This window comes from Roseinatronobacter monicus, assembly GCF_006716865.1.
GTDB lineage: Bacteria > Pseudomonadota > Alphaproteobacteria > Rhodobacterales > Rhodobacteraceae > Roseinatronobacter > Roseinatronobacter monicus.
Genome location: NZ_VFPT01000001.1, coordinates 932,567 through 957,963, shown reverse-complemented (window position 1 = coordinate 957,963; position 25,397 = coordinate 932,567). Strand labels below are relative to the sequence as shown.

The window sequence follows — 25,397 nt, the reverse complement described above, 5'->3', positions numbered from 1 at the left end:
CGCGCGATTCCACGACAGTCATCCAGTTGCCCTCGGAGATATCTCATGCACTCACGTCTGACCCGCGCCTTCCGCAGCGCCATAGTAACCTGCCTCTTGCTCGGCGCACCCGTAGGGACCATAGCCGCCACCTGCGGCAATGACGCCTCCGGCTTTGAGCGCTGGAAGCAGGAATTCGCAGCGCAAGCAGCCAGAGCAGGTGTCGGTCAAGCAGGGCTGCAAGCTCTGGCCAATACGACCTACGCCACGCGCACGATCTCGGCAGACCGCAACCAGCGCTCCTTTCGCTATTCGCTCGAAGAGTTCATGCGAGTTCGCGGTGCCGATACGATTGTGCGGCAAGGCCGTCAGCGGATCGCGGCGAACCCTGAATTTTACGCCTCGCTAGAGCGCACCTACGGCGTGCCCGCTGCGGTGCTCGTCGCCATCCACGGAATGGAAACCGGTTTCGGCAATTTCATGGGCGATGCAAATGTCGTCTCGGCCATTGCAACGCTGGCCTATGATTGCCGCCGCTCCGACTTTTTCTACGAACATGCTTTGGCAGCACTCATCCTCGTGGATCGCGGCGCAATCAGCCCTGCTGCAATCGGCGCGATGCATGGCGAACTCGGCCATACGCAATTCTTGCCGGCCAACGTCCTGCGCTACGGCGTGGATGGCAATGGCGACGGGCGCGTCGATCTGAACAATCTTACTGATGCCATGGCCTCGACCGCGAATTTCCTGCGCCAGAAAGGCTGGCAGCCGGGCCAAGGCTATCAGGAAGGGCAGCCCAACTTTGCAGCAATCCAAGCCTGGAATGCCGCGACAGTCTATCAGCGCGCCATTGCGATCATGGCGAGCCGGATCGAAGGCGCGTCGTAACAGCGGAATTGACATGGAAATGGCCAGAGCGGCAGTGTTTTGACAGGCCGTGAATACTAAGTGGGAAACCCTGGGTTGAGGCTCGTTTTCGGCCGCGTTTTTCATGTATCGCAGCTCTTCTCTGGCGGCTTCGTCAAAGTGATCGCCTTAAACGCAAGAGCCACTGCACGCACCCCGCGATATGTATTTCGAGCAACCACCTTTAGAAAAGGTCATTTTTCGAAGGACTAATGCAACGCTTGTCAACCGACCGGTCGCGGCTTTGGTTGCCAGATGTATAGGCTCTCTCCGATCAGTCGGCTGTTCTCGAAATGCTGTTCTGGAAAGTCACATGGCCAGCTTCGTGGCATTCCGAATATCACCTCCACTACGCAAGTCGCCCTGCATGGTGATGCGGTATGTTTTCTGATGTCATTCCTGTTGGTCACTTCCCCAAAATAGCCCGAAATGAACCGCGTGTTTTTGCGCGCGATGTGCGAGCCAAGATTGTCGGACGCAACGCGCAGCTCTGACTTTCCAACGATCGCACGAATGTCGGCGGGAACAACAAGGCGCGCATAGAATCGGCCTTTGAGATTAGATAAGTGAAGAGTTCTTCCAGCCGTGATTTACCCATTTTGCAACCGCGCTTTGCAACACAGACACGCACTAAACCCTTTCTTTGAAAGGGTTTTTTAAACTTCGATGGCTTGAAATGGTGGGTGATGAGAGACTCGAACTCCCGACATCTTCGGTGTAAACGAAGCGCTCTACCAACTGAGCTAATCACCCGCCGTGCTGCGTTCTAACCAGTTTCAGAATCCAGTTCAATACAAGATCGCCCTGTCCTGCACTAAAGCGAAATTAACTGAAATTTAAGCGTCAGCAGCCATGCTGCGAGCATGCGCTTGCTATCATCTCTCGCCCTCTGTGTGCTCTTTGGGTGCGATTCGCCCACGCCCGGTTTGAACCGGGGCGAGCAGTTCATGACCCAGATTGACGGCACCCGGTTCACTGTTTGGAAACATCAAGACAAGGTCGAGGTTATTCGCCACGGCTTCGCACGGCGCGCCGACCAGTCGAGATTGAAAGGGATGATGGCTCAGGCCGCAGAAACGGCAACCGGTTGCGCCCTTCACCCCAGAGGTGGTCGCGGAAATTCGGACCAGTTGCTAAGCTCTGGCAACTGAAGAAGGACGAACAATCGATATGGCGAAACAGAAGCGTTACACGGCAGAATTCAAGGCGAAGGTTGCCTTGGAAGCGATCCGTGAAGAGTTGACGACGGCAGAGCTGTCGAAGAAATATGAAGTACATCCGACGATGATCAACGGCTGGAAACGCACGGCAATTGCCAAGATGGCGCAGTCGTTTGACGCCAAGCCGGTTGGTGAACCAGTGATTTCCGGCAAGGATGTAGAGAAGCTGCACGCCAAGATTGGCCAATTGGTAGTGGAACGGGATTTTTTGGCGGATGCCTCCAGGCTCATTCTCGGGACTGGAGGCAAAAAGCCGTGAAGAAAGATCATCCCAAACTGAGTGTCCGGCGGCAATGCACACTGCTGTCGCTCGCCCGATCGACGCTGTACTATCAGCCCTGCGGTGAAAGCGCGGAAAACCTGAAATTCATGAAGATCATCGACGAGCAATTCCTGAAAACGCCATGGTACGGCTCGCGGCAGATGGCGCGTCATATGCAAAGAGAGGGTCACAAATGCGGCCGCCATCGCGCAAGACGGCTGATGCGGCTCATGCGTTTGGTGCCGATCTATCAGGAACCCAAGACCAGTAAGAAAAACCCCGAACACAAGGTTTATCCATATCTTCTAAAAGATCTGCCCATCACGCGTCCCAACCAGGTGTGGTGTACGGACATTACCTATATCCGCATGCAGCGCGGGTTTTTGTATCTGGTCGCCATCATGGACTGGCACAGCCGCAAGGTGCTGAGCTGGCGGCTGTCCAATACTATGGATGCCGGGTTCTGCGTCGAGGCCTTGAAGGAGGCACTGGCCACCTATGGCCCGCCCGAAATTTTCAATTCGGACCAGGGCAGCCAGTTCACCAGCACCGATTTCACCGACGTTTTGAAAGACGCAAAGGTGAAGATTTCGATGGATGGGCGCGGCCGCTGGATCGACAACCGCATGATCGAACGACTGTGGCGGTCCTTGAAATACGAATGCGTCTTCTTGAACACCTTCGAAACTGGCCGGGAGGCGCGCCAGGGGATCGGCACCTGGATCGCTTATTACAATGAAGAACGCCCGCATTCATCCCACGGCCTGATGACCCCGGACGAAGTTTATGATAATCGCAAACCAAACATGAAACTTGCCGCGTGATAGGAAACCCATGCCAGAGCGCTGCGCGGCATAAAACTGGTCGAAAAACCAGGACCACCTCTCCCCCACAGCATTGAGGGCGACTCAGGGGTTCTTCGCGCCCGCCTTGCATGTGACTGAAAGCCGCAGCCAGGCCCCGGTTTGCGCTAGATCAAGGAAGATTGTCCAAACAGATGGTTGAACGTCAGTAATCTTGTCTTGGAGGACGATATGACCCGACTTTTCCTGCTAATTTTTTCCATTACCGGCGTAACCTGTGCTGGTATCGGCGTCGTCATTGCGCTGACAATCGGTCAGGATACCCTACAGCCCATCCTTATTTGGGCGGCATCCGGGTGTCTTGTCGGCATCGCAGCAAGCTGGGTAATCGCGCGCAAGCTGATTGATGCGTGATAGGTGCCACTAATCAAACCACATGCGCGCTGTCGCCTCAAACGGGCGCGGCGCTTCGGCGTGCAACCAATGCCCCGCGTCGGGCAGTTTTGCGAATTTCGCGTTCGGAAACAGTGCCTTGATAATAGGCCGATGTTCCGGCTGCACATAGTCCGAGGCAGCGCCGCTCAGAAACAGCGCAGGCCCGTGATACTGCCCTGACACGTCAGGCCAGCCCGTGATACGATCCATCTCGCGCTCCAACACGTCGAGATTAAGCCGCCAGCGCACCGGGTCTGCGCGCAAATCAAGCGATTGCAATAGAAACGCGCGCACCGATGCTTCTGCGACATCCTGCGCCAGCGCCGCGTCGGCTTGCGCGCGGGTGCTGATCTGCGACAGGGGCAGCTTGCGCATCGCGTCAATCAAATGCGTCTGGCTATGCGCATAGGCGACCGGCGCAATATCGGCCACCAGCAGCCGGTTCACCAATTCCGGCTGTTGCAGGGCCAACATCATTGCAGCCTTGCCCCCCATGGAATGGCCCAATACATCCAACCGCCCGCCTTCGGCCCGCACCAGTTCGGCCAGATCTGCTGCCAGATCCTCATAACCATGCGCCTCGGCCCATGGGCTTTCGCCATGGTTGCGCATATCGACGCTCACCACCTCGCGGCTGTCAGACAGACGCTTCGCAATCGCGCCCCAATTGCGCGCCGATCCAAACAGACCATGCACAATCAGCAATGCTGGCAGATCAGAAGGGGTGCCATGGCGCAATATATTCAACATCATCCCGCCCTTGGCGACACTCGTCCAATCTATGTCGCCGATCCAATTTCATTTTCTTGCGTCAAATACTCTCGGGGGGTGAAAGCAGCCCCTCTTGGGGATGCTGAGGGGGGCAGACAGCCCCCCTTTTCGACCCGTGCTCCACAGACAGACGCCTAACGAGGCGCGCTATCAGAGTTCAGAGTAAATAGGAAAGCGGGCGCAAAGTTCCGCAACTTCGGCTTTCACACGTGCTTCAACCTCGGCATTGCCGTCTTCGCCATGCGTGGCCAACCCGTCAACCACCGCAACGATCCAGTCTGCGATCTGGCGGAACTCGGCTTCGCCGAAGCCGCGGGTCGTGCCTGCGGGCGTGCCCAGCCGAATGCCGCTGGTCACCATCGGGCTTTCGGTGTCAAACGGAATGCCGTTCTTGTTACAGGTGATATGCGCGCGGCCCAGTGCCTTCTCGGTCGCATTGCCCTTCACACCCTTTGGACGCAGATCGACCAACAACAAATGCGTATCTGTTCCGCCTGTCACGGTGGCCAATCCGCCCTTTTCCAACTGATCTGCCAAGGCCTTTGCATTGACGATGACCTGCTTCTGGTAGTCGCGGAAACCGGGTGCCAGCGCTTCGCCAAAGGCCACGGCCTTGGCCGCGATCACATGCATCAAGGGACCGCCCTGAATGCCGGGAAAGATGGCAGAGTTGAATTTCTTGGCCAAGGCTTCGTCATCGGTCAGGATCATGCCGCCGCGCGGGCCGCGCAATGTCTTATGCGTGGTGGTTGTCGCCACATGTGCATGCGGGAAGGGCGACGGGTACAGCCCCGCGGCAACCAGCCCCGCGAAATGCGCCATATCGACCAGCAGATAGGCCCCGACGGAGTCGGCGATTTCGCGCATGCGCTTGAAATCTATGATCCGTGGAATGGCAGAGCCGCCTGCAATCAGCATCTTTGGCTGATGCTCTTTTGCCAGTTCGGCGATTTGGTCATAATCCACTTCCAGATCATCGCGGCGCACACCGTATTGAACGGCGTTGAACCATTTGCCCGACTGGTTGGGCTTGGCCCCGTGGGTCAGGTGTCCGCCTGCATCCAAGGACATGCCCAGAATCGTGTCGCCGGGTTTCAAAAGTGCTGTGAACACGCCCTGATTGGCCTGTGACCCTGAGTTGGGCTGCACATTGGCAAAGCTGCATTTAAACAGCTCGCAGGCCCGGCTGATCGCGAGTGTTTCGGCCACATCGACATATTGGCAACCGCCATAATATCGCCGCCCCGGATAGCCTTCGGCGTATTTGTTTGTCAGGATCGAGCCTTGCGCCTCCATCACCGCCTTGGAGACGATATTCTCCGAGGCGATCAACTCGATCTCGTCGCGCTGGCGACCAAGCTCCGCGCGCATTGCAGCAAAAAGTTCTGGGTCTCGGCTTTCGACTGTTTCAGTGAAAAAACCAGTGTCTCGTGTGATCTGATCCATGCGCGGCCTCCGGGTCCTGGATGATGACTTAAGGGTCAATTAGCGCATCTGAACCGTGGCGCAAAGGCTTGTTTGCGTCATTCTGCTGTGTCAGGCCGACCGCATATGCAGTTTCGTTCCCGATCCGCACCAGATGCAGCGCATCGGAACGCGCTTGCCAAGCAGGGGGATGCGGGCGAGAAAGGGCACACCAATGCAGGAGTCCCCATGCCGCCCAAGCTTGCTTTCATGGCCAGTGCAGCACCTGACGCGCAAGAAGCGTTGGCAGCGCTGACATGGCGCCACAAGTCGGTCCCTGCGGAAGAGGCAGAGGTCATCATTGCACTTGGTGGCGACGGCTTCATGCTCCAGACGCTTCATGCCACCCAGCATCTGGACACGCCGGTCTATGGCATGAATCGCGGGACCGTTGGTTTTTTGATGAATACCTATCAGGTCGAGGGGGTGCTGGACCGGCTGGATCAAGCCGAAATGGCGGTGCTTAACCCGTTGCGCATGCAGGCCACGCGTAGTGATGGATCAGTATACGAGGCATTGGCGATCAACGAAGTCTCGTTGTTGCGGCAAGGCGCACAGGCGGCGAAATTGCGCATTATCGTTGATGGCAAGCAACGGCTGGACGAGTTGGTATGCGATGGTGCGATGCTCAGCACGCCTGCGGGATCGACCGCGTATAACTATTCCGCGCACGGCCCGATTCTGCCCATCGGCTCTGATGTTCTGGCGCTGACGCCGGTTGCGGCGTTTCGCCCCAGACGCTGGCGCGGGGCCTTGTTGCCGAAATCCTCGCATGTCCGATTTGAGGTGCTTGATCCAGAGCGCCGCCCCGTTATGGCCGATGCAGATAGCAGATCGGTGCGCAATGTCGTGCGCGTGGATGTGTCATCTGCGCGCGATATTGCGCATAAACTTCTATTCGACCCCGGTCATGGGCTGGAAGAGCGCCTGATACGCGAGCAATTCGTCTGAGCGGCGCAGACGCTTACGCGGCCTTGCGCGCTTCGCGGCGTCGGTGCAGCCAGTATAGCAACGGGGCCGCCACATAGTTGTAACCAAAATCTGCGATCTGGTGCAGCCCCGGCACGGACAACACCCGCGCCACCCAGCGCATGCGCGGCAACTCAGCCCACAGAATAAGAAAAGCCGGAAAGCCGGAAATGATCTGGCCCTCTTTGCGCGCGTGAAAGCGCCGCGTTGCCTGCTCTGCGCTCAGACCCCACTCCGACAATCTTGCGTCATGCAGATCAACAAAAGCCACTGGCGCATCCACGCGCTCGGCCTGTTTGCGATATTGCGCGATTTCCGCCGAGCAGATGGGGCAGCGGCCATTATAGAGAATTTCTATCTGTTCCATGCCCCAGAGATAGCGCCCCTGCCCGCATCCTCAAGACGCCCCTTTGGGCAAGGGGGTTTGGTGCAGGGTATAATCGGTCCAATCCTCAATATCGGGGTAAAATTGCCGCCGCCACTCGCGCACTTTGGGGTTCATGTAACGCCGGAACAGCGGCGGAAACATCGCCAGTGTGGTCAGCGCCGGATAGCCAAAAGGCAGTTGCGGGGCCGCGTGTTCATCATAGGTCTGCAACAGGGGAAAGCGGCGCTCAGGCTTGAAATGGTGGTCTGAATGGCGCGGTAGATTGATCATCAGCCAGTTTGACGCGGTATGCGATGCGTTCCAGCTATGATGCGGGCGCACTGGTTCATATTTGCCATCGCCAAGATGCCGCCGCGTCAACCCGTAATGCTCGATGTAATTGGTCAGCTCCAGATGCCAGAAGGCAACAAAAGCCTGCCAGACGAACAGCACCAGCCCCCAGCCCCCGCCAATCGCAAGGGCCAGCGCCAACATGCCCAGTTGCAGCACGCCGTAGCGCCAGAACGGGTTGCTGCGATGCCACCACGGCAAGCCCTTGCGCGCAAGCATGGCCGCCTCGGCGCGAAAGGCAGAAGGGGGACAATCGCGCAAGACACGGCCAAAATAGGCAATGAACCCCTCATTGTAGCGGGCCGTTACCGGGTCGCGCGGGGTGCCGACATAGCGGTGATGCACCTGCATATGTTCCGAGCGGAAGTGACTATACAGCACACTTGCCAGAAGCAGATCTGCCAACCACCGTTCATGCTGCGTTTTCTGGTGCATCAGTTCATGCGCGTAGACAATGCCGATAACCCCTGACATGACGCCCACGCCAAACATGATGCCCAAATCTTCCCACCAGTTGAGTTGCGCTTGTGTTGTCAGCCACCAGATGACCGCGAAAATGGTCAGCGTCTGAATCGGGAACCAGATCAGCGTGATCAGGCGATACCAGAACAGGTCTTTCAGCGGGGTTTCCGTGTCAGGGTTGTCCGTGTTCAGCCCCGTGATGAAATCGATCAGCGTAAAGGCCCACCACCCGTAAGCCACGGGCAGCATGAACCACCAGCCCCCCCATAGCGCTGCGACCAAAATCAGCGGCACAAACCCCAGCGACACCCAAAAGGGCAAGGCAGAAGCCATTTTGCGAAATTGCTCTGGTGTCACGGCGCGCCACTCCAATGATTTTTATTATGCGCCGAACTATACCCTGAATTCGCGCATATAACAGCCAGTCACCCTGCGACAGAATCACACTTTATTGCCCGCCAGCACCCCGTCCATCAACGAGGGTTGTACCACTTCGAGCCAATAACCGTCAGGGTCCAGAATGAACGCAATCTCTTTCATCCCACCCTCTCCCAGCCGTTTCTGAAACTGCACGCCCATTGTATCAAACCGCGCGCAGGCGGCCTGAATGTCGGGCACGGCAATGCAGATATGCCCGAACCCTTTGGGTGCGGAATTGCCCGAATGCATCTCGGTGTCATCCGCCTCGGTGCCCCAGTTATGGGTCAGTTCCAGCAGGCCCATCCGGCTGAAGGTATGATCCAGCGACCCGTCTGCACTGTCCGAGTGGCCGCGCGGTTGCAGGAAATACAGCGAGAAGCGCGCCTCTTCAAAATCCAGTTGCGTGACCAGCCGGAAGCCCAGCACCTGCTGATAAAATTCCAATGACCGCACGGGGTCTTTGATGCGCAGCATCGTATGGGTCAGGACGAAACCGTCTGTCGCATTCAGATCATCGCTCATGATACCTCCGATATGTTGAAATGAGCAGCCCCCAGCGCATACGCCTTGCGCATGACTGTGGGCAAGGCGGCAGGGTCAAACGCATCCGCCGGAACAAACATGCCCTGCGCCGATATGGGAAGATGGGCAACCTGCACGCTCAGGCGCAAGTGAAAATGGGTGAATGTGTGGCGCACCTCGCCCGGCAGGGCGCGCCATTCCGCGCCAAGGGGCGGCACATCTTCGGGGGGCAGTGTGGTCCAATCGCTGCCGGGCCAGCCCAGCATTCCGCCCAGCAGCCCATGCGGGGGGCGGCGTTCCATCAGCCACGCCCCATCTGCCCGCCGCCCAAGATAGGCGATGCCCAGCCGCACCGGCTTTGCGGGTTTGCGGGTCTTGCGCGGCAGGCTTGGCGCAGTTCCGGCACGGCGCGCGGCGCAATCCGCCATCACCGGGCAGATACCGCAAGCCGGGTTGCGCGGCGTGCAGATCGTGGCCCCCAAATCCATTACGGCCTGCGCATGATCGCCCGGTCTGTGCTGCGGCGTCAGTCGCGCGGCATAGGCGGTCAGGATCGGCTTTGCCTGTGGCAAAGGCGTGTGTTCATCAAACAGCCGCGCCATCACACGCTCAACGTTGCCGTCCAGCACGGTTTCCGGCTGCTCAAAAGCAATCGCTGCAATCGCCGCCGAGGTGTAAGGGCCAATCCCCGGCAAACTCTGCAAATCTGTGCGCGTGCGGGGAAAGCCGCCCATTTCCGCAACCGCGCGCGCGCATTTCAACAAGTTGCGCGCGCGGGCGTAGTAGCCCAGCCCGGCCCATTCGGCCATAACATCCTCATCGTGCGCCGCTGCCAATGCCTGAACAGTTGGCCAACGCGTGGTGAAACGTTGAAAATACGCCTGCACGGCGGCAACTGTCGTTTGCTGCAACATCACCTCGGCCAGCCAGATGCGGTACGGATCAGGTGCCTGCGTGCTGCCGGGCGGCACACGCCACGGCAGCGTGCGGGCATGGCGGTCATACCATTGCATCAGTTTGACAGAGATCAGAGTGTCGCCCGCGTCACGCATGTGTTATGCCCTGCTGTGGTGAAATCTGCGCCACCCTACTGGAATTGCCTGCCACAAAGGGTAAACTAAGGGACAACCACTGCAAGGGTCGGCTTGACGATATGGCAAAGAAATCTGCCCCCTACACGCCGCCTTCGCGCCGCGCGCGCGGATTCGAGACAGCATCAAAACTGATGGGTGGTCAAATCCGCAAAGCAGGCGAAGCGCGCGGGTTTGCGGTGTCGCGGGTGCTGACACATTGGGCCGAAATTGCAGGCGAAGATATTGCCGCCATGTGCCGCCCCATCAAAATCAGCTATGGCAAGGGGGGCTTGGGGGCCAATCTGACCCTTCTGACCACCGGCGCGGCAGGGCCGATGCTGCAAATGCAACTGCCTGCCCTGCGCGAAAAAGTGAACGCCTGCTATGGCTATAATGCGATTGCACGCATTACATTGACTCAAACCGCGCCAATGGGGTTTGCCGAAGGGCAAGCGGAATTCACGCCTGCCAAGGCGGCAGCCAAACCAGCCATTGCACCTGAAATCCAGCAAGACGCCGCCGCAACTGCGGCTGGCGTTCACGATGACAGCTTACGCACAGCCCTTGAACGACTGGCATGCAATGTCTTAACCAAGGCTAAGAACACAAAAGGGAAATACTCATGAACAAGACACTTCTGCCCGCGCTTGCCGTTGTGGCTGCCATTGGGGCCGGGGGTTGGTGGTATAGCACGCAATCCAACACAGCAACCAGCCCCATCGCGGCAAGTGCAGTCATGGAAGAGCATCAGATTCACGAACTTGACATGCCGTTGGGCAATCAGGAAGGCTCGGTGGTGATGGTGGAATATTCGTCCCTGACATGCCCGCATTGCGCCACCTTCAATCAAGGGCCGTTCCAACAGATCAAGGAAAACTTCATCGACACGGGCGAGATTCTGTATCTCAAGCGCGAAGTGTATTTTGACCGCTATGGCCTATGGGCCGCAATGGTTGCGCGCTGCGGCGGCGAGGCCCGCTATCACGGCATGCTGGATCTGATTTACGAGAACCAAAGCACATGGGCCGCATCCAATGACCCAATGCAGGTTGCCAACAACCTGCGCCGTCTTGGCCGTCAGGCTGGCATGGATGATGACCAGTTGAACGCCTGCCTTGAAGATGCCGACAAAGCGCTGGAACTGACCGAGTTCTATCAGGCCAATGCAGAAACTTACGGCATTCGTTCGACCCCAAGCTTCATCATCAATGGTGAAGCCTATAGCAACATGTCCTATTCCGAGTTCGAGAGTATTTTGAACGACAAGCTGGGAAACTAAGGCACATGTCAGGGCCGCTGGCGGGCATTCGCGTCATCGAGCTTGCGCGCATTCTGGCTGGCCCTTGGGCCGGTCAGACGCTCGCAGACCTTGGGGCTGAGGTAATCAAGGTTGAAGCGCCCGAGGGCGATGACACCCGCCGTTGGGGCCCCCCCTTCATTGACCGCGGTGACACGCAAGAGGCGGCGTATTTTCACGCCACCAATCGCGGCAAGGCGTCGGTCACCGCTGATTTCCGCACGCCAGAGGGCCAGCAGAAGACCCGCGAGCTTGTGGCCGGGGCAGATGTGCTGATCGAGAATTTCAAGGTCGGCGGGCTGGCAAAATACGGCCTTGATTACGCCAGCCTGTCGGCGCTGAATCCGGGGTTGATCTATTGCTCGATCACCGGCTTTGGCCAGACCGGACCATACGCGCACCGCGCCGGCTATGACTATATCATTCAAGGCATGTCTGGCCTGATGTCGGTCACCGGACCCGCCGAAGGGATGCCGCATAAGGTGGGCGTTGCGGTCACCGACATCATCACCGGAATTTATGCCAGCACGGCAATTCTGGCGGCCCTGCACGAGCGCACGCGCACAGGGCTGGGCCAGCATATTGATCTAGCGCTGATGGACAGTGCAGTTGCGATTATGGCCAATCAGGCTATGAACTATCTGGCCACGGGCACAGCCCCGACGCGGCTGGGTAATTTTCACCCCAATCTGGCACCCTATCAGGTCGTGCCCTGTTGCGATGGACATATCATCATCGCCACAGGCAATGACGCGCAATATCAGCGCCTGTGCAACCTGCTGGGGCTGGAGGCGCTGGCAGAACACCCTGACTACCAGAACAACGCCAAGCGGGTCAGCCGTGGGACTGAATTGTCTGATCTGATTTGCGAGAAAACCCAGAACTGGGCGAAAGACGCGCTGCTGACAGCCTGTGAATCACAAGGCGTGCCTGCTGGCCCGATAAATGACATGGCCGAGGTATTTGCGGACCCGCAGGTGATTGCACGTGGGCTGGAACTGGACATGCAGGGCATGAAAGGCGTGCGCTCGCCATTCAACTTTTCTGCACATCCGGACCTGCAACACAGTCCTGCGCCAAAACTTGGCGCGGATGACTGACGCAGAACCGGCGACACCAGACCGGTGAGGAAATGCAAACGGCCCCGGTAATTTCCGAGGCCGTTTATCAATACTAGCCTATCAGCATATCGCGGTTTTGATTACCGCGAAAACTGCCTTAGAATTTGAAGCCAAGGCCAACGCCAGCGCCCAGTGTCCGGGTGTTAATATCGTCTTGGCCAACATTGTTGATGACCGTGTAGTTTACCGAACCACGAACCATGATCGAGTCCGTAAGCATGTGGTCGATACCGATCGCACCGGTGCCACCAAACGAATTCTCGGACCCTGCGCTCCCGCTTGAGCGCAGCATCGACGGGCCAACACCGGCATAAGCCAATGTGCGCGCGTCAGCAGAGATGGGCACGCCTGCTGTAAACAGCAACGAACCGCCAGCCTTGATTTCATCTCCATTGGCACCTGGCAATGTCAGGGTGCCAAATGTTGCTGGTGCAAGCAGTGCTTCGCCGCCCAGAACAAAATTGCCCATATCCTGACGGTAGCCAGCAAACAGGCCACCTGCCGCGTTGCTTCTGTCATCGAAGCCGTCGCTGAACGACATATTGCCATAGCCCAATGCTGCACCGGCATAGCCACCAGTCCAGTTAAAGCGCGCAGGCGCAGGAGGGGCTGCAGGAGTCGAGACTACTGGCTCTTGCATGCCGGGGCCTGATTTCGAAAAATCGCCCGCCATCGCGCCTGTTGTCATAAGACCTGCCAAGGCAGCACTCGCAAACATCGGATACATTCTCATTCTACCGTTCCTTTTTTTCAGAGAGCACATTCGCAGACTTGCTACAAGCCGCGCATGGATATGCACTGACTTGCCACTCATCACTCTGCCACTCAACTAGTCCTGCGATTCACTCGATTTGCGGATAAAGCCGGATAAGCTTTGTGCGCGCGTCTTGAGTTGTGAACTGCCAGTTGGTTTTGGCGCGTTGGGAGTTGCGATTTGTTGTCCATGCATCGACTTCGGCCTTCAGCATAGTTTTGTCCGGGATGCGCCGGGCCAGACATTGGCGAGCGAGGACGCTGAGTTCACATTCAGCGATGTTGAGCCAAGACCCATGTTTTGGCGTGTAGTGCCATTCGAACCGTTGTGCGATGCGGCGCGCTTGGGCAGGCGGGAAAGCCTCGTACAGCGATGCAGGGTTGTGGGTGTTCAGATTATCCTGCACGAGATCGATCTTTTCGGCATAGGGAAAGTGGAGATCAGCCAGATCGCGCAGGATATGGGCATAATCGATGGCAGTGCGTCGATCGCGTATCTCGACGTGGCGCCAGCCCTCCAGAGGAGCGAATAACATGAACAGGCTGGCGACACCTGCGCGTTCATATTCGTAGTCATGGCGCGCCTCGCGCCCTGGCTGCATGGGAATGGGTGTGCGGGTCTCACGGGTCAATTGTTTGCTGGTCTCGTCCAGACAAACCAGCGGACGGTTTTGATCGTGTGGACGGGTGTAGACGTCCAGCACATTCTCCATGGCCGCCACGAAACCAGCGTTGGCTTTGGGTGGGATTACCCAGTACCGGTTCCGGTGCGGTTTGAGCGCGTTTTTTTAAGCGTGCGTTGGATTGTGGTATCACTGGCCTGCTCAACAATGCCCAGTTCGACAACCCGCTTTTCCAACAACCTGAGTGTCCAGTGCGTATATCCTTCGGGTGGTTCGGAACAGGCAAGCGCGATCAGCTTGGCCTCGGCTTGCCCATCGAAGATCCGAGGTTGTGAAAGCGACGCTGGAACTTTGCGCGCTAAAGTCGCCTCAAGCCCTTCCTCCACAAGTTGGCGCCGGGTGCGGAAAACAGTCGAGAGACTGGTCTCTAATGCCTCGGCAATGCGCGCATCTTCCCATCCCGGGCCATCAGAGGACACATCCGCCTTCAGCAAAATCCGCGCCTTCAGCAGTCTGTAGGCGGCTTGCCGACCCGTTCTGATCATCCCTTCAAGGTGTTCACGCTCCTCTGTCGTCAGTCGAACTACATACTTCGGCTTGCACCCTCTTGTCATCATCTCACCCCCAGAAAGCTGCTACGCTCCACAGAGATTCAGAAAAAATCAAAGCTGTCAAATACCCCGAAGCGAGGCACTAGCATGATAAAGGAAGGTTCCACCCGATTACACGATAAACTCTGATTTCAGGCTGCCTTGACGGATATGTGATAAATCATACACAGGTTATGGCGAAAATGTGTGCAACCTACGGCTACATACCCTCGCCGAAGCGGTCCGACACCAGCTTTCGCAGGGCTGTTGCAAGCGCTTCAGCGTCGTCACCCGACACTTTGACTCGAATAGATGTCCCCCGAGATGCCGCCAGCATCAGCAGTCCCATGATGGAATCGCCCGGAACGCTCATCCCGTCCTTCATGACTTCGGCAGTTGCGCTATGCGCTTCAACCACCTCGACGAATTTTGCCGATGCCCGTGCGTGCAGACCTTTTTCATTAATGATCTCAAGATCGAATTCTGTCATTAGTTGTGTGAACCCTGTTCTCGCAGCTTAACGCCCGATCTCTATTGAATTGATGTATTTGCGCCCTGCTTCCAGTGCCGCAGAGGTCGCCGCCTGTAGTTCCAAACCGCGCGACTTTGCCAGCTTGATCAACATCGGAAGATTCGCACCGTAAATTATGCGCCGGTCATGACCTGCGCATGCTGGCAATGACAGGTTTGAGGGGGACCCACCAAACATATCCGTCACCACAACAACACCGGCCCCTTTATCGACAGCGTTTGCGGCGGCAGCAATCTCTGCCTTTTTGGCAGTACGGTCGTGATCATACTCAATGGAAATAGCTGCAATACCGGCTTGTTTGCCGATCACATGCTCAATAGCCGCGAGATACTCTCGCGCAAGTCCCCCATGGGCTACGATCACGATTCCGATCACGAACAAACCTTATTCGTTTCCTGTGATCGCGGTTTGCGCCGCGATACGTTCCAGTTCCCTGTGTCGTTTAGACACCTGCCACTCCGTCTGCGCAAGCGTATTTGCCAGTTTTTCGGCAGTTGCAACCGATCTGTGTTGCCCACCGGTGCAACCGAACCCGATTGTCAGCTGTGTTTTCCGCTCTTGCGCGTATTCCGGAAGCAAGCTTTCAACCAGATCGTGAACGCGCCAGAAGAACTTATCAAACCGAATATCCGAAGCAACAAACGCGGCAACCTCTGGGTCGCGCCCATCCAATGCCCGCAATCTCTGCTCCCAGTGCGGGTTGCTGAGAAACCGGCAGTCAAAGACCAGATCAACACCTGCCGGAATACCACGCTTATACGAGAACGACTCGATCTGCACGCGCATTGACTGGCCGGGCGTATCCCCAAACAGCATGTGCAACCGTGCGCGCAGATCATGGGGGGTCAGGGTTTCAGTCTCGATCAGGACATCTGCGCGCAAACGCACGGGGCCAAGCAGACGCGCTTCCAACGCCACCCCGTCGCGCACAGTGCCATCAGGGCTAAGAGGGTGACGCCTGCGCGTCTCGGAAAAGCGCCGGATCAAGGCGGCCATAGGACAATCCAGAAACACCAGATCAAACCTGAACTGCGAGGCTGTCCTCAGATCCGCAACAAGCGCCAGCAACGCATTGACCGAGAAATCCCGATTGCGCGAATCCAGCACCAATGCCAAAGGCCGTTCCAACGGTGCGGCCACTAGCGGACGCACAAGCGAAATTGGCATATTGTCTATCGCCTCGAACCCGACATCCTCCAGCGCTTTCAGGGCTGTGCTGCGCCCTGCCCCGGATGGACCGGTCAGCAGCACTAGCCGCGCGGCGCTTGTGGTTTGTCCGGGCTCCTGTATCATTACGGTGTGTCCTGCCAACGCTCTCGTGTTCGAGACGTCACATATTGCTTCAAACCCGCTGGGAAAGCCCTGCTCGCGCAGTTGCGAAGACACGGCATCGCAACGCCAAGGACATCTGCAACACCGCGCTCCGGCAGGCGCTTGGTTTCCATCTGATCGAGGTCCACCACCGCGACCAAAGGCGCCTCTGCCACTGTCTCGGCGCGCAAAATTCCCAGACCACGCATTTCGATCAGGCCGCGAATAGCCTGCGGCGCGCGGCAGAGAACCTCTGTACCTGCGCGGCGCAAGTGAGTCTGGTCATCGGAGACCAGCACCGCGCCAATAGCCATCAACTCAAGCGCCAGTTCAGACTTTCCTGCGCCCGACTTTCCAAGAATAAGCAGCGCTTGATATTTGCCACAGTCTTCGAATGCTACGGCAGAGCCATGAACCCGATCTGCCGCAATCACCAGACTCACAACGGCAAACCGACCACGAACCGCGCACCAAGCGACGCGCTATTATCAGGAGCGTCACTTGCGCGAATATTCTCAGCCCAAATAACACCTTGATGCGCTTCAATGATTTGCTTGGATATTGCCGGCCCAAGGCCAGAATGATTGCCAAATTGCTGCGGCGGTCGTTCCGAGTAAAAGCGCTGGAATACCTTTTTCAAGGCATTCTCTGGAATCCCCGGCCCTGTATCCTCGACCACGATCAGCACCCGGTCATGGCGCTGGCGCGCCCAGACCCGCACCGCATCGCCATCGCTGCAAAACGAAATCGCATTGGTGATAAGATTGACAATTACCTGCGCCAACCGCCCTTCAAGCCCTGTGACCAGAACGGGATTATCGGGAAGAATTTTAATGAACTCGACGCCTTTTTCACGCGCTTCATGTGACAAGTGCTCGCACAGATTGTTGAGCAGGTTCACCAGATCAAATTCTTCCTGTTCTTCCTTTACAAGCTCGGAATCCAGACGCGATGAATTGGAGGTATCCGACACCAACCGGTCAAGCCTGCGCACATCGTGTTCAATGACATCCAGCAACCGAATGATCTGATCTTCGCGTTTTGCCATGCGCAAACTGCCCACCGCCGAGCGCAACGACGCAAGCGGATTCTTGATCTCATGCGAGACGTCAGCCGCAAATCTCTCATTCGCCTCGACCCGGTCATACAGGGCGTTGACGATGCCGCGCATGGCCCGCGAAAGATCGCCAATTTCATCCGGTCGCCCTGACAGGTCGGGAATGCGGACACGTCCGCCGGGCGAATTTTTGCGCGCATCACGACGCTTGCCCAGTTCCGCCGCCATTGCCAGATCGGCAAGCGGGTTTGCGATGGTCGACGCAAGCACAAGGCTCAGCCCTACGGATACAACGACGGCAATCAGGAAGAATTGCAAAAGTTGCTCGCGCTCGATGCGCATCATGCGCGCGATATCATCGGAGTTGCGCCGCAAGAATACCGCCCCGAGGATTTCATTATTCTGAATAACCGCTGCACTGGCTGCAATCCACATACCGTCGGACGTGTCACGATAGGTGTAGCTTGCCCGCTCGCCTGCCTGATTGCGCTCGAACATTGTTGGGGCAATCTGGACGAATGCTTCTTCGGCGGGGATTTCGGTCTGGGTGCGTGTCAGAAATGACATTCCCGACCAGATCGCCCCAAGAAGGTCGCTTATCGGGGTGGCGCGTTCGGAAAACCGTTGCGTGTCGGTTCTCTCGGTCCCGCCCATACGCCCCAAGACCTGACCGTCGGCATTCACAAACATCAACTCGAAGCGTTCATCGAAGGACAGTCGGGCGGCAAGGATATCGCGCGCAGCATCAAGATCACCGCTGATCGAGACGATATCCGCAACCATTTGCACGGTATTGCCCATCATCTGGGCTTGCTGATCCAAAAGGGAATGCCGGAACGGGTTAGTGAACATGATCCCAAGGATCAAGACAACCAGTGCCACAAGGTTGAACATGGCAATCTTGCGCGCGAGCGGCGAGCCGGAGATGCTAAGGAAACCGCGGCGCGCACGCGACGCACGCACTTCGGTTTCGACCGCATCCCCCGGTCCGACCCAATCATCGCCAATAACGATGTCAGCTCTCGCTGTCGTGGCCTCCGTCTGCACCTGCTCACCCGCTCGCTTTTTATGGGGTTATGTCGCCCGATCTTTTGTCAGGCTTCGTTATATTTGTAACCAATACCGTAAAGTGTCTCTATCGACGAAAATTCAGGGTCGGCGTTGCGCATTTTCTTGCGCAGGCGCTTGATATGGCTGTCGATTGTGCGGTCATCGACATAAACCTGATCCTCATACGCCACATCCATCAATTGATCGCGCGATTTCACAACGCCCGGACGTTGCGCAAGGGCTTGCAGCAACAGAAATTCTGTCACTGTCAGCGTCACATCTTCGCCCTTCCATTTAACCTGATGGCGCAGCGGGTCCATTTCCAGCTGGCCGCGGACCATGACCTTGGCCTCTTCCGACGCGTCAGGGCCAGCTTCATTGGCTTGTTTGCGCCGCAAAAGCGCGCGGATGCGTTCCACCAGCAAGCGCTGAGAGAAGGGCTTTGTGACATAGTCATCCGCGCCCATGCGAAGCCCCAGAACTTCGTCAATCTCGTCATCTTTGGATGTCAGAAAGATGATTGGCATCTGCGACTTCTGACGTAGCCGTTGCAAAAGCTCCATCCCGTCCATGCGCGGCATTTTCATGTCCAGCACAGCCATGTCAGGCATTTTACGGCTGAACGCGTCAAACGCGGCTTGCCCGTCATTATACGTTTCCACCTCAAACCCCTCAGCTTCGAGGCAGATCGAAACAGATGTCAAAATGTTACGGTCATCATCAACTAAAGCTATTTTAGACATTTAACTGTCCTTTTTTACTGCTCACCTCGGCATATGCGCCACAATTTTGCCTTACAGTCCAGCAAACCCCCAAAAAAAGCAACTGAAATCAACGCAAAGCACGAGACGTGCCCCATGATTCGTCGTTTGCAATGCGAAATAGCAACACTCAGCATGCCAGAAATTTATGAATGTTGCGCTAACGGAAGCTTGATTGCGCTAACTGCGCCGAACGAGCCTATGCTTTGCCGCAATCGTGGTGTTATAGGCAAGGCGTGGGGACTTTGTCTTCTGCACTACGCCCTTTCTTGTCGTCCGCCCGCAACCCGGTTCGAACCATGGATCATGCGCCATATGGAGCAGTGAAAATGACTACACCCAGAGTCAACCCAAACAAACGCTTGGAACATCAAGGAATTACCGGCACCGCGCAGGTACATTATAACCTGCTGGAGCCTGCCTTGATCGAGGCGGCCCTCAAGCGCGACGAAGGGCGGCTGGGCTTGGGCGGTGCATTTCTGGCCTCGACCGGCGTGCATACGGGCCGCTCGCCAAAAGACAAATTCGTCGTACGTACCTCAGATGTCGAAGATAAAATCTGGTGGGAAAACAACGCCCCCATGTCGCCGGAAGCCTTTGACAGGCTGCATGCAGACATGCTGGAGCATGTGAAAGGGCAAGAGCTTTTTGTCCAAGACCTGTATGGCGGCGCGGACCCGGCCCACAGGCTGGATGTGCGCGTTGTCACGGAACTGGCATGGCATGGGCTGTTCATCCGCCATTTGCTGCGCCGTCCGGCAGCCGAAGAACTGCCGACATTCGATCCGGAATTCACCATCATCAACTGCCCCAGCTTCAAGGCTGATCCGGCACGCCACGGCTGCCGTTCAGAAACCGTGATCGCGCTGAACCTGTCGCGCAAGCTGATCCTGATTGCCAACACGGCCTATGCGGGCGAAAACAAGAAATCTGTCTTCACTTTGCTGAATTATCTGCTGCCAGAAAAAGGCATCATGCCGATGCATTGCTCGGCCAATCACGGGTTGAACGACATTGACGATGCGGCTGTGTTCTTTGGCCTGTCAGGCACAGGGAAAACAACCCTTTCGGCAGATCCGACGCGCGTTCTGATCGGCGATGACGAACATGGCTGGTCCGACACCGGCATTTTCAATTTCGAGGGTGGGTGCTACGCCAAGACCATCAATCTGGACGCAGAGGCAGAGCCGGAGATTTTTGCCACAACCAGCCGTTTCGGCAGCGTCGTCGAGAATATGGTTTATGACCCCGACACGCTGGAGCTGGATTTCACCGATGACAGCCTGACGGCGAATACACGGGTCGCCTACCCGTTGGAGGCCATCTCGAATGCCTCGCCCACCTCACTTGGGGGTGTGCCCCAGAATATCATCATGCTGACCTGCGATGCGTTTGGTGTTTTGCCCCCGATCGCACGTCTGACCCCTGCGCAGGCGATGTATCACTTCCTGTCCGGCTTCACCTCGAAAGTGGCGGGCACCGAACAGGGGGTTACGGAACCACAGCCGACATTCTCGACCTGCTTTGGCGCCCCCTTCATGCCACGCCGTCCCGAAGTCTATGGCAAGCTGTTGCAAAACAAGATTGCCCAATTCGGCGCGGATTGCTGGTTGGTCAACACCGGCTGGACGGGCGGCGCCTATGGCACCGGCTCGCGTATGCCGATCAAGGCGACGCGCGCGCTGCTGAGTGCCGCATTGGACGGGTCATTGTCAGGGGTAGAGTTCCGCCGCGATCGGAATTTCGGCTTTGATGTGCCCGTCTCGGTGCCCGGTGTGGCAGATGTTCTTCTGGACCCGCGCCGCACATGGGAAGATACGGATGCCTATGACCGGCAGGCGGCCAAGCTGATTGCCATGTTCGCCGAGAATTTCGCGCAATATGTGCCCTTCATCGATGACGAAGTGAAACAAGCCGCAATCGGCTGAGACCCGCTTGATCTGAATGCGAAAGCCCCGCCCAAGAGGGCGGGGCTTTCAAGATTTTACGTGCTAGGGGGCTTCGCCCCCGTTCCGCTACGCGGACCTCCCCCAGAGTATTTTTCGCAAGAAAATGTCACGAGCCGGTCACACGACGATACCAGTCTGCGATTTCATCTCTGGCCTGTGCATCCATCAGAACCGTGTCGCCCGGAGGCATGGCATGGCTGATGCCCGATTGCAGATAGATCGTCTGGGCGGCACGTGCGACCTGTGCTTCAGTTTCCAACTTGATGCCTTTGGGGGCCCAATGCAGCCCCGGCCAGACCGGATCATCTGCATGGCACATCGAGCAATGGCCCACGACGGTCCAATAGACATCTTCGAATTGTGCGTCTTGCGTGAAGCGCGCAACCGAGGGCGGCAGGCTGGCAAGATCTTCGTCCTCGCGGGCTGCCTGTCCAACGCTTGAGAGCAGGATAATCGCGACAAACAATGCGGTTGTCGCCCCCCATGTCCACCATTTATAGCCGCCCCCCATATGCATCGTGTTGAAGAAATGCCGGATCGTGACCCCCATCAGGAACACCAGACCGGCAATCAACCAGTTATATTCTGATGCAAACGCCAGCGGGTAATGGTTGGACAGCATCAGAAAGATCACCGGCAGGGTCAGGTAGTTGTTATGGGTGGACCGCTGCTTGGCGATCTTCCCGTATTTTGCATCCGGAGTGCGGCCCGCGCGCAAATCTGCCACGACGATTTTCTGGTTCGGAATGATGATCATGAACACATTGGCCGACATGATCGTGGCGGTGAAAGCGCCCAGATGCAGCAGGGCTGCGCGCCCTGTAAACACCTGCGTATAGCCCCAAGACATGATTACCAGCAGCACAAACAAGAGCATCATCAGGCGGGTATTGTCTTCGCCAAAGCGGGATTTGCACAGGCGATCATAGATAACCCAACCCAGCGCAAGGGACGCGATGGAAATCGTGATGGCCTGCCACACGGCAAGGTCCATCGTTTCCGCGTCAATCAGATAAAACTCTGCGCCGACATAATAGACCAGCGCTAACAGGGCAAAACCCGACAACCATGTCACATAACTTTGCCATTTGTGCCAGATCAGATGCTCTGGCAAGCGGTCAGGCGCGACCAGATATTTCTGGATATGGTAGAAGCCGCCGCCATGGACCTGCCATTCCTCCCCATATGCGCCTTTGGGCAAGTCCGGCGATTTGCGCAGTCCCAGATCAAGCGCAATGAAGTAAAAGCTGGACCCGATCCAGGCGATCGCTGTCACCACATGCAGCCAGCGTATGGCGAATTCCGCCCATGCCCCCCAGACAGCCAGTTCCAGCATTTTGTTCACCCTTTCCATCTCGCGTGTTGGGTCACCCTATACCGGCGCGCCACTTTCTGTTAATCCATGAAAACACCCAGCACTTTCAATTTCATCCTGAAAATCATCATGGCCTATCTCAGCAATGTCAGAATGTTCGTGCGTGTCTATGAATTGGGCAGCATGTCGGCGGCTGCACGCGATCAGCGCACCTCTCCTGCGGTGGCCTCGGCGCGGATGGCCGAGTTGGAGAAGCATCTGGGCGTGCGCTTGTTCAACCGCACCACACGTTCGCTCAAGCCGACCTCGAACGGGCAGTTATTCTATGAGGGCGCGCTAAAGATCCTCGAAGCCGTATCCGAGGCGGAAGCGGCGCTGACCCACGCCACAGCGCAGCCACGTGGCGTGCTGTTTGTGGCGGCACCCCTTGGCATTGGGCGACGGCTGATTGCCCCGCATGTTCCCATTTTCAAGGATGAAAACCCCGAGATTGAGTTGCGCCTGCGCCTGTCGGATCGCAGCATTGATGTGACCGCAGAGGGGCTGGATGTCGCTTTTCACCTTGGACCACTGGAAGATTCCGCGCTCAAGATGCGGGTCATTGCAGAATGCCCGCGTATCCTATGTGCCGCTCCTGCCTATATTGCGCGGCGCGGCATGCCCGAGGACGGCGCGGCCCTTGTGCGCGAGCGCCACGATTGCCTGAACCTGCGCTTTCCTGGCGCGCGTGAATTTCAGTGGCGCTTGCAGACAGCAGACGGTCCGCAGCGGTTCAAGATTACCGGACCCTTTGAATCGGATGATGGGGATGTGCTGACAAGCTGGGCGCTGGCGGGGCGCGGGATCATTCTGAAACCGGTTTTCGAGGTGGTGGAACATTTGCTCAGCGGCGCGCTTGTTCCAGTTGCCACAGCAAGCCCGCCGTTGCCGGTCACACTGGCCTCGCTCACCCCGCACAGGCGGTTGCGCGACCCGAAGGTCACGATTTTCACCGATTTCATTGCCCTGCGCATCAAAACTGCCTTGTCGGAGGCAGAGGCGCGCTGCGCTCAGCTGCCGCGATAGGTTGAAAAGCTGAAAGGTGACAGCAAAAGGGGCACATGGTAGTGGCTGTCTGGGTCGCTGATGCCGAAGCGGATCGGGATTTCGTCCAGAAACAGTGGGTCCGCCCCTGCCTGCCCTGTCGCGCACAGGTATTCCCCAGCAGCAAACAGCAACTCATACTGCCCTGTCGAGAATGCGCCTTGCGGCAGTATCGGGCTGTCGGTACGTCCATCGGCATTGGTGATATGTTGTGCCAGTTCCACACGCGCATCCCCGTCCAACCGAAACAAAGTTATCGTCATGCCCGCCGCTGGCAGGCCGCGCGCTGTGTCCAGAACATGAGTGGTCAGAAATCCGGCCATGGTGATCCCTTTCAAGATGCAATCTGCCTGATCTTGCAGCGCAATGCGCTGACATACCAGCCCCTTGCATCTGCCCACGCCTTGAGGTCTTTCAAAAATTGACAGAAAGCGGAAATGATTATTCTGCTTTATCACATAATCAACCTGAAGATCCGGAGGCCCCTTGTGCAACGCTACCCCCGCAACCTGACTGGCCATGGCGCAACACCGCCCGATGCCCAATGGCCCAATGGCGCGAAACTCGCCATCTCGCTGGTGCTGAATTATGAAGAGGGGGGCGAGAACTGCCTGCTGCATGGTGATGCGGCCTCCGAGGGGTTCCTGTCTGACATTCCGGGCGCCGCACCCTGGCCCGGACAGCGCCACTGGAACATGGAATCGATCTATGACTACGGGGCGCGGGCGGGGTTCTGGCGGCTGCACCGGCTGTTCACTGCGCGCAAACTTCCGGTTACGATCTACGGCGTCGCCTCAGCGCTGGCCCGTAACCCCGAACAGGTCGCTGCGATGAAAGCGGCCGAGTGGGAAATCGCCAGCCACGGCCTGAAATGGGTCGAGCACCGCGACATGCCCGAAGAGGAAGAGCGCGCCGCCATCGCAGAAGCAATCCGCCTGCACACAGAGGTTGTGGGTACCCCCCCGCTCGGCTGGTATACGGGGCGCGCGTCAATTAACACCGTCCGGTTGGCGGCAGAGACGGGACAATTTGACTGGATTTCAGACACATATGACGATGACCTGCCGCATTGGATGGAGTTTGGCCCGCGTGACCAGATGATCCTGCCCTACACGCTGGAAGCCAATGACATGCGCTTCGCCACCTCCCCCGGATGGGTGACGGGTGCAGATTTTGAAAGCTATCTCAAGGATGCGTTCGATGTGCTCTATGCCGAAGGCGAGGCGGGCGCGCCCAAGATGTTGTCCATCGGGCTGCATTGCCGTCTGATCGGGCGTCCGGGCAAGATCGCGGGGCTGATGCGCTTTCTCGATCATGCGCTGGCGCATGAAGGCGTCTGGTTCGCGCGCCGGATCGACATCGCGCAGCACTGGGCCAAGACCCATCCTCACCAGCGCCGCACCCGCCCCAGCCAGATGGACAAACCTGATTTCATCGCGCGTTTCGGTGGCATCTATGAGCATTCCGCATGGGTCGCCGAACGCGCCTATGATCTTGAGCTTGGGCCCGCACATGACAGTGCCATTGGGCTTGCCAATGCGATGGCGCGTGCGTTCCGTTCGGCACCACGCGATGCACGCATGGCCGTCTTGCGCGCCCACCCCGATCTGGCCGGAAAACTGGCCGCCGCGAAACGCCTGACCGCCGAATCAACGCAGGAACAAGCCAGCGCAGGGCTGGACGCGCTCACTGATGACGAACGCATCCACTTCCAAAACCTGAACACCGCCTATGTCGACAAGCACGGCTTTCCCTTCATCATCGCCGTGCGCGACAACACCAAGGCCACCATCCTCAGCGCTTTTGAGACCCGCCTTGCCAATGACACAGAAACCGAATTCGCCAAGGCCTGCCGACAAGTCGAACGCATTGCCGAATTGCGACTGAAGGAAATCCTGCCCTGATCGCATTTTCTTGCTGAAAATACTCAATTCCACGCCGCCACAAGTAT

The 25,397-nt window shown here is 57.5% G+C and carries 27 protein-coding genes and 1 tRNA gene; 11 read left to right on the top strand and 17 right to left on the bottom strand.

Annotation, left to right across the window (positions count from 1 at the left end; translation table 11 throughout):
- The first annotated feature begins 45 nt into the window (after nt 1-45).
- On the top strand, nt 46-867 hold the full coding sequence (locus tag BD293_RS04355) for a lytic murein transglycosylase (RefSeq protein WP_142080038.1): 822 nt from the start codon (nt 46-48) through the stop codon (nt 865-867).
- 695 nt (nt 868-1,562) lie between these two features.
- Here BD293_RS04355 and BD293_RS04350 read toward each other — a convergent pair.
- A tRNA-Val gene (locus BD293_RS04350) sits at nt 1,563-1,638 on the bottom strand.
- Nucleotides 1,639-1,832: 194 nt separating this feature from the next.
- Between BD293_RS04350 and BD293_RS04345 the strand changes: the two genes are divergently transcribed.
- From BD293_RS04345 to BD293_RS04335, 3 genes are all read left to right on the top strand, one after another.
- Entirely contained in the window at nt 1,833-2,036 is a 204-nt protein-coding gene (locus BD293_RS04345; protein WP_142080037.1) for a hypothetical protein, read from the top strand.
- A gap of 19 nt (nt 2,037-2,055) precedes the next feature.
- Nucleotides 2,056-3,191, top strand: a protein-coding gene (locus BD293_RS04340) for an IS3 family transposase (RefSeq protein WP_246086208.1) whose coding sequence is annotated in 2 segments (ribosomal slippage) — nt 2,056-2,323 and nt 2,323-3,191 — 1,137 coding nt in all. Because the reading frame shifts where the segments join, the coding sequence is not laid out codon by codon here.
- A 210-nt stretch (nt 3,192-3,401) separates the two neighbouring features.
- Entirely contained in the window at nt 3,402-3,584 is a 183-nt protein-coding gene (locus BD293_RS04335; protein WP_142080035.1) for a CTP synthetase, read from the top strand.
- 9 nt (nt 3,585-3,593) lie between these two features.
- On the opposite strand, the gene BD293_RS04330 is transcribed toward BD293_RS04335, so the two are convergent.
- Nucleotides 3,594-4,355, bottom strand: a complete 762-nt coding sequence (locus BD293_RS04330) for an alpha/beta fold hydrolase (protein ID WP_142084312.1) — start codon at nt 4,353-4,355, stop codon at nt 3,594-3,596.
- A 171-nt stretch (nt 4,356-4,526) separates the two neighbouring features.
- Nucleotides 4,527-5,822 (bottom strand): serine hydroxymethyltransferase, encoded by a 1,296-nt coding sequence (glyA, locus tag BD293_RS04325; protein ID WP_142080034.1) that lies wholly within the window; start codon nt 5,820-5,822, stop codon nt 4,527-4,529.
- Nucleotides 5,823-6,029: 207 nt separating this feature from the next.
- Between glyA and BD293_RS04320 the strand changes: the two genes are divergently transcribed.
- Nucleotides 6,030-6,791: an NAD kinase gene (locus tag BD293_RS04320; protein ID WP_142080033.1), complete on the top strand. Its 762-nt coding sequence runs from the start codon at nt 6,030-6,032 to the stop codon at nt 6,789-6,791.
- Nucleotides 6,792-6,804: 13 nt separating this feature from the next.
- On the opposite strand, the gene BD293_RS04315 is transcribed toward BD293_RS04320, so the two are convergent.
- The 4 genes from BD293_RS04315 to BD293_RS04300 form a co-directional block, all read right to left on the bottom strand.
- Nucleotides 6,805-7,176 (bottom strand): thiol-disulfide oxidoreductase DCC family protein, encoded by a 372-nt coding sequence (locus BD293_RS04315; protein ID WP_142080032.1) that lies wholly within the window; start codon nt 7,174-7,176, stop codon nt 6,805-6,807.
- Between the two features lie 30 nt (nt 7,177-7,206).
- Nucleotides 7,207-8,322, bottom strand: coding sequence for an alkane 1-monooxygenase (locus BD293_RS04310; protein WP_142084310.1), 1,116 nt, complete (start codon nt 8,320-8,322; stop codon nt 7,207-7,209).
- Nucleotides 8,323-8,430: 108 nt separating this feature from the next.
- Nucleotides 8,431-8,931, bottom strand: a complete 501-nt coding sequence (gloA, locus tag BD293_RS04305; protein ID WP_142080031.1) for a lactoylglutathione lyase — start codon at nt 8,929-8,931, stop codon at nt 8,431-8,433.
- Nucleotides 8,928-9,983 (bottom strand): A/G-specific adenine glycosylase, encoded by a 1,056-nt coding sequence (locus BD293_RS04300; protein ID WP_142080030.1) that lies wholly within the window; start codon nt 9,981-9,983, stop codon nt 8,928-8,930. The genes gloA and BD293_RS04300 overlap by 4 nt, the downstream gene beginning before the upstream one ends.
- A gap of 101 nt (nt 9,984-10,084) precedes the next feature.
- Between BD293_RS04300 and BD293_RS04295 the strand changes: the two genes are divergently transcribed.
- From BD293_RS04295 to BD293_RS04285, 3 genes are read left to right on the top strand one after another with little or no spacing between them, the layout of a single operon-like run.
- Nucleotides 10,085-10,630, top strand: coding sequence for a DUF721 domain-containing protein (locus BD293_RS04295; protein WP_142080029.1), 546 nt, complete (start codon nt 10,085-10,087; stop codon nt 10,628-10,630).
- Nucleotides 10,627-11,283, top strand: coding sequence for a DsbA family protein (locus tag BD293_RS04290; RefSeq protein WP_142080028.1), 657 nt, complete (start codon nt 10,627-10,629; stop codon nt 11,281-11,283). Before BD293_RS04295 ends, BD293_RS04290 begins: the two co-directional genes overlap by 4 nt.
- A 5-nt stretch (nt 11,284-11,288) precedes the next feature.
- Nucleotides 11,289-12,401, top strand: a complete 1,113-nt coding sequence (locus BD293_RS04285; protein WP_142080027.1) for a CaiB/BaiF CoA transferase family protein — start codon at nt 11,289-11,291, stop codon at nt 12,399-12,401.
- 118 nt (nt 12,402-12,519) lie between these two features.
- Here the strand turns inward: BD293_RS04285 and BD293_RS04280 are convergent, their stop codons facing one another.
- The 8 genes from BD293_RS04280 to BD293_RS04245 all read right to left on the bottom strand — a co-directional run bounded on the left by BD293_RS04280 (nt 12,520) and on the right by BD293_RS04245 (nt 19,081).
- Nucleotides 12,520-13,251, bottom strand: coding sequence for an outer membrane beta-barrel protein (locus tag BD293_RS04280; RefSeq protein WP_142080026.1), 732 nt, complete (start codon nt 13,249-13,251; stop codon nt 12,520-12,522).
- Nucleotides 13,252-13,264: 13 nt separating this feature from the next.
- A protein-coding gene (locus BD293_RS04275; RefSeq protein WP_142084307.1) for an IS630 family transposase occupies nt 13,265-14,412 on the bottom strand; the annotation gives its coding sequence in 2 pieces (ribosomal slippage) (nt 13,265-13,965 and nt 13,965-14,412; 1,149 coding nt in all).
- A gap of 196 nt (nt 14,413-14,608) precedes the next feature.
- Nucleotides 14,609-14,878 (bottom strand): HPr family phosphocarrier protein, encoded by a 270-nt coding sequence (locus BD293_RS04270; RefSeq protein WP_142080025.1) that lies wholly within the window; start codon nt 14,876-14,878, stop codon nt 14,609-14,611.
- A gap of 27 nt (nt 14,879-14,905) precedes the next feature.
- Nucleotides 14,906-15,295: a PTS sugar transporter subunit IIA gene (locus BD293_RS04265; protein WP_142080024.1), complete on the bottom strand. Its 390-nt coding sequence runs from the start codon at nt 15,293-15,295 to the stop codon at nt 14,906-14,908.
- A gap of 9 nt (nt 15,296-15,304) precedes the next feature.
- Nucleotides 15,305-16,213, bottom strand: coding sequence for an RNase adapter RapZ (gene rapZ / locus BD293_RS04260; RefSeq protein ID WP_142080023.1), 909 nt, complete (start codon nt 16,211-16,213; stop codon nt 15,305-15,307).
- Nucleotides 16,213-16,674: an HPr kinase/phosphorylase gene (locus tag BD293_RS04255; RefSeq protein ID WP_246086207.1), complete on the bottom strand. Its 462-nt coding sequence runs from the start codon at nt 16,672-16,674 to the stop codon at nt 16,213-16,215. Before BD293_RS04255 ends, rapZ begins: the two co-directional genes overlap by 1 nt.
- The gene (locus tag BD293_RS04250; RefSeq protein ID WP_425467943.1) at nt 16,671-18,296 is read right to left on the bottom strand and encodes a sensor histidine kinase; all 1,626 of its coding nucleotides are present in this window, start codon (nt 18,294-18,296) and stop codon (nt 16,671-16,673) included. Before BD293_RS04250 ends, BD293_RS04255 begins: the two co-directional genes overlap by 4 nt.
- An 86-nt stretch (nt 18,297-18,382) precedes the next feature.
- Entirely contained in the window at nt 18,383-19,081 is a 699-nt protein-coding gene (locus tag BD293_RS04245; protein WP_142080022.1) for a response regulator transcription factor, read from the bottom strand.
- A 347-nt stretch (nt 19,082-19,428) separates the two neighbouring features.
- Here BD293_RS04245 and BD293_RS04240 point away from each other — a divergent pair, with 347 nt between their 5' ends.
- The gene (locus BD293_RS04240) at nt 19,429-21,027 is read left to right on the top strand and encodes a phosphoenolpyruvate carboxykinase (RefSeq protein ID WP_142080021.1); all 1,599 of its coding nucleotides are present in this window, start codon (nt 19,429-19,431) and stop codon (nt 21,025-21,027) included.
- 127 nt (nt 21,028-21,154) lie between these two features.
- On the opposite strand, the gene BD293_RS04235 is transcribed toward BD293_RS04240, so the two are convergent.
- Nucleotides 21,155-22,384 carry a urate hydroxylase PuuD gene (locus tag BD293_RS04235; RefSeq protein ID WP_142080020.1) on the bottom strand — a complete coding sequence of 410 codons (1,230 nt, stop codon included), beginning with the start codon at nt 22,382-22,384 and terminating at the stop codon, nt 21,155-21,157.
- 108 nt (nt 22,385-22,492) lie between these two features.
- On the opposite strand from BD293_RS04235, the gene BD293_RS04230 reads away from it, so the two are divergent.
- Complete coding sequence (locus BD293_RS04230) at nt 22,493-23,428, top strand: LysR family transcriptional regulator (RefSeq protein ID WP_142084301.1); 936 nt, start codon at nt 22,493-22,495, stop codon at nt 23,426-23,428.
- Here BD293_RS04230 and uraH read toward each other — a convergent pair.
- Nucleotides 23,413-23,769, bottom strand: a complete 357-nt coding sequence (uraH, locus tag BD293_RS04225; RefSeq protein ID WP_142080019.1) for a hydroxyisourate hydrolase — start codon at nt 23,767-23,769, stop codon at nt 23,413-23,415. The two genes, BD293_RS04230 and uraH, sit on opposite strands and share 16 nt — an antisense overlap.
- A 165-nt stretch (nt 23,770-23,934) precedes the next feature.
- Between uraH and puuE the strand changes: the two genes are divergently transcribed.
- Nucleotides 23,935-25,350, top strand: a complete 1,416-nt coding sequence (puuE, locus tag BD293_RS04220; RefSeq protein WP_142080018.1) for an allantoinase PuuE — start codon at nt 23,935-23,937, stop codon at nt 25,348-25,350.
- Nucleotides 25,351-25,397: the final 47 nt, after the last annotated feature.